This is a genomic window from Gemmatimonadota bacterium (assembly GCA_016209965.1).
Lineage (GTDB): Bacteria > Gemmatimonadota > Gemmatimonadetes > Longimicrobiales > RSA9 > JACQVE01.
Genome location: JACQVE010000291.1, coordinates 1 through 4,225 on the forward strand (window position 1 = coordinate 1; position 4,225 = coordinate 4,225).

The 4,225-nt window shown below is 69.2% G+C and carries 4 protein-coding genes; all 4 read left to right on the forward strand.

Going from position 1 to position 4,225, the window contains the following annotated elements:
* Positions 1-502, forward strand: a 502-nt coding sequence (locus HY703_11635) for a 2-oxo acid dehydrogenase subunit E2 (protein ID MBI4545839.1), incomplete at its 5' end; no start/stop codon positions are given.
* A 311-nt stretch (positions 503-813) separates the two neighbouring features.
* The gene (lpdA, locus tag HY703_11640; GenBank protein MBI4545840.1) at positions 814-2,211 is read left to right on the forward strand and encodes a dihydrolipoyl dehydrogenase; all 1,398 of its coding nucleotides are present in this window, start codon (positions 814-816) and stop codon (positions 2,209-2,211) included.
* A gap of 36 nt (positions 2,212-2,247) precedes the next feature.
* Complete coding sequence (locus HY703_11645) at positions 2,248-3,633, forward strand: DUF4332 domain-containing protein (protein MBI4545841.1); 1,386 nt, start codon at positions 2,248-2,250, stop codon at positions 3,631-3,633.
* 15 nt (positions 3,634-3,648) lie between these two features.
* On the forward strand, positions 3,649-4,179 hold the full coding sequence (locus tag HY703_11650) for a hypothetical protein (protein ID MBI4545842.1): 531 nt from the start codon (positions 3,649-3,651) through the stop codon (positions 4,177-4,179).
* Positions 4,180-4,225: the final 46 nt, after the last annotated feature.

The following is a 4,225-nucleotide window of genomic DNA, read 5'->3' on the forward strand; positions in this document are numbered from 1 at the left end:
CCTGATCAAGGCGGCGGCAGTGGCGCTGGTGCGGCATCCGGAAGTGAACGCGGCCTGGGCCGAGAAGGTGATCCGGCGTTTCAGCCGTGTGCACATCGGCGTGGCGGTGGCGGTCGAGGACGGGTTGATCACACCGGTGGTCCGCGATGCCGACCGCAAGGGCGTGGCGCAGATCGCGCGCGAGGTGCGTGAGCTGGCGAAATTGGCGCGCGAGCGGAGGCTTACGCCCGACGAATACACCGGCGCCACCTTCTCCATCTCGAACCTGGGCATGTTCGGCATTGACGAGTTCACGGCCATCATCAACCCGCCCGAGGCAGCCATACTGGCGGTGGGCCGGCTCGACCAGAAGCCGGTGGTGGAGAACGGGCAGGTCGTCGTTCGGCCGCGCATGCGCATGACCATGAGCTGCGACCACCGCGTGGTGGACGGCGCGACCGGCGCCCGCTTCCTGCAGACACTCAAGGACTTCATCGAGGAGCCGATGATGATGCTGGCCTGACGGTGCGTCGGGGAAGAACTGCGGCTCCACAGCGGTTGGGGAGCGAGGGGCGCCGCGGACGTCACGTCCGCGGCGCCCCCGCCGTCTTTGGAGCTGCAAGTCCAGCCAGCAGTTGAGCTTCAGCAGCACGAAGCGGTGCCGCCCCAAAAGGTGGCGGGTCGGCCCAGGTCAGAGGTAGCCCTTGCTCGCAACGTCGGGTCCGGCGTTGGCTCGGTTGGCCAGCCGTCGCCCCCGTCCGGTTGTCGGGCGTCCCGGGCGGGCATAGAATGCACGCCGGCTTTCCCATGAGAACTCCATCCGCGAGGTGAGGCGTGGCGGAGAACCAGTTCGACCTGGTGGTGATCGGCGCCGGCCCCGGCGGCTATGTGGCGGCGATCCGTGCCGCGCAACTCGGGAGGAAGGTGGCCTGCGTCGAGGCGGACAAGCTGGGTGGCGTATGCAACAACGTGGGGTGCATCCCCACCAAGGCGCTGCTCGAGAGCGCGAGGTACGCCCAGAAGCTGGAGCATCTGGGCGAGTTTGGCATCCAGTTGGGGGAGGTCAAGCTCGACCTGGGAGCCGCGGCGAAGCGCAGCCGGAAGGTGGCGGAACAGGGCGCCAGGGGCGTGGCGTACCTGTTTAAGAAGAACGGAGTCGAGTGGGTCAAGGGGTGGGGCGCGCTGGCCGGCAAGGGGAAGGTGCGGGTCGAGGGTGGGGAAGGCGAACGCCTGCTCGAGGCGAAGCATGTGATCCTGGCTACCGGCTCGCGGCCCAAGGACCTGCCCATCCTCAAGGCGGACGGGCGGCGAGTCTGGAACTCGGACCACGCTGTTTTCCCGGAGAAGGCGCCCGCATCGCTGGCGATCATAGGCGCGGGCGCCGTCGGGATGGAGTTCGCCGACATCTACGCCTCCTTCGGCAGCGCGGTCACGATCATCGAGGCACTCGACCGCGTCCTGCCAGTGGAGGACAAGGACGCGTCTGCTGCCGTCGAGAAGTCTTTCAGGAAGCGCGGGACCGAGGTCCTGGTGAGTGCCAAGCTGGAGAAGGCGGAAGTGGGCGGCGATGGCGTGAAGCTCACGGTTCAGGCGAAGGGGGGCAAGGTCCGGACGCTCGAGGTCGAGACGGTACTGCTCGCGGTGGGGCGTGCGCCCGTGGTCGAGCAGATCGGACTGGAAGAGGCGCAGGTCAAGGTGGAGCGCGGCTTCATTGCGGTAGACACTCAGATGCGGACCAGTGTGCGGAACGTGTACGCCATCGGCGACGTGGCCCGGCCGCCGCTGCTGGCGCACAAGGCGTCGCATGAGGGAATCGCGGTGGTAGAGGCGCTGGCGGGCAATGGGCACGCCGGCGTCGACTACAGCAACATCCCGAACGTCACCTACTGTCACCCGGAAGTCGCCTCCGTCGGCCTGACGGAGGAAGCCGCTCGGGAGCGGGGGCTCGAGATCGAGGTCGGCAGCTTTCCGTGGAGTGCGAACGGGCGCGCCCGCACCGCGGGAGAAGGCGAGGGTTTCATCAAGGTCGTGCGGGACAAGCGCTACAGTGAGCTGCTGGGCGCGCACATCGTAGGGCCGCACGCCAGTGAGCTGATCGCCGAGTTCGTGGTGGGCCGGCACCTCGAAGCCACGGCCGAGGAGATGGATCGGGCCATACACCCGCACCCCACCCTGTCGGAAGCGGTGGCCGAGGCGGCGCTGGCCGCGCTGGGCCGCGCGATTCACATCTAAGCCAGGGCCGGGGCTGGACGGACGCGGTCGGCGCGAGTGTCAGGCTTCCAGAACGTTTTCGGTATTGCGCAGGTGAGTGAGGGCGCGAGACCCTGGGCGGCGGCGCTGGGCGCCGTGGCGCTGGGCGGGCTGGCGATTGTCATCGCCAGTGTGGGCATGCTGCGCGGCCAGGAGCCGTTCGCCACTTGGTTCTACCCCTTTGCGTGGTATGGCACGCTGCTCGTGCTGGAGGGCGCGGCCGCGCTGCCGGCGGGGCGCGGGGCGGGCTTCATCCTGCTGCGCCGGCCGGCTCACCTCGGGACGCTGCTGGGGTGGTCTGCGGTGACATGGCTGTTCTTCGAGCTGCTCAATTTCCGGCTGCGCAACTGGTTCTACGTGTTCGTGCCGGCCGACCCGCTGGCGCGGTGGGCAGCGATCACACTCTCCTTTGCCACGGTATTACCGGCGATCTTGCTGGCGGAGGCAGTGCTGGCTCGGTGGACAGTGGGGGAGGGGGTGAGGTGTCCGGCGCTGCGTATCACGCCGGAGCGGCTCCGACGCGTACAATGGGCGGGCGGCCTGATGCTCGCGCTTCCGCTCGTATGGCCGCGAATCTTCTTCCCGCTGGTTTGGGGAGGCGCGACGCTGCTGCTGGACCCGCTGAATTACCGCCGGGACCGGGGAAGGTCGCTGCTCGCTGACCTGGAGCGGGGGGAGCCGGGCAGGATCCTGCGGCTGCTGCTTGGCGGCGCGCTGGTCGGGCTCCTCTGGGAGTTGTACAACACGGAAGCGCGCGGCAAGTGGATCTACACTGTGCCGGGGCTGGAGGAGCTGAAGCTGTTCGAGATGCCGGTGCTGGGGTTTCTGGGGTTTCCGCCCTTCGCGCTCGAGTGCTTCGCCATCTGGCAGGCGCTGGTGCTGGGCGGGGTCGCGGTGCCGCGGCGGGGCGCGCCTCGGCCCGCGCGCCTTTCGGCGCGGCTGGGCGCGGTGCTCGCCGCGGCGCTGTTCAGTGCGGGCGTGCTGCGTGAGATGGAGCAGCGCACCATTGCGTCGTACACGCCGCGGCTGAGGGAGCTGCCCGGTGTGCCATCCGCGGAGCTGAGTCGGGCGGGGTACGACGTCTTCGGGCTGGCGGCCGCGCCTCGCGAAGAGGTGGCGGCCGCCATAGCAGCCGGGCCAGGGGAGGCGGCGCGCTGGGTCGAGTCGGCGCGGCTTGCGACGCTGCGCGGCATCGGGAGCCGCCGTGCCCGAGAGCTCGCGGCGGTGGGCATTCTGTCGGTCGCAGAGCTGGCCGCTGCGGACCCGGATGACCTGGCGCTGCGGCTGCGCAGGCTGAGCGGGGATGACGTGGTGGCGGCCCGCCTTCGGGTCTGGATCCGGGCGGCACGGCAGGAGGCCTTTTCCGGGCCGGCGGGCCGGGGCGGCAAGCCGCCGCGCCCCTGAACGGGAGAGATGGTTATGCGACGACGCCTTCTCATGATCGCTCTGCTCGGGCTGGCCACGCTGCCGTCCTGCGACGACGAGGAGCCCACCCCACCCCCGGACGCCATCCCTCGGGATCAGGTGGTGGGCGTGTACGAGCCTACGGAGCTGGTGTTCGACGTGCAGGGTCAGCTACCCGAGAAGAACATCCTGGAGCGAGTCGAGCCACCGGACCGGCCGCAACTGGTGATCACCAGGACGGATACCGCGCAGCTCGTGTTCCGTGACCCTGCCACGGGACTGGTGCGGGCGGAGAACGGGACGTATGTGCTGCTCAGCGATGGCATCGGCCTGCGCTTTTCCGGCAGCTCGGCGCTGCAGCAGATCCTGCTGCCGGCGCGCATGGACCTCAAGTTCAACTCGGAAGCGGCCACGCTCTCCTTCAGCGGCGAGGTGTTCGTGCCCGTGCCGCAACTGAAGGCGCTGGTGCCGGAGTTTGCGCAGGAGCCGTGGGTGGACACGGTGCCCGGGGTACTGCGCGTCGTCTTCACCCGGACACGCCGGTAAAACCCGAAACCGCGGTCTTTTGGGGGTTGAGTTCAGCGGGGCGGCA

Bases quoted from the DNA above. Each gene is read 5' to 3' on its own strand.
- HY703_11650 (MBI4545842.1), top strand. From the start codon at position 3,649: ATGCGACGACGCCTTCTCATGATCGCTCTGCTCGGGCTGGCCACGCTG.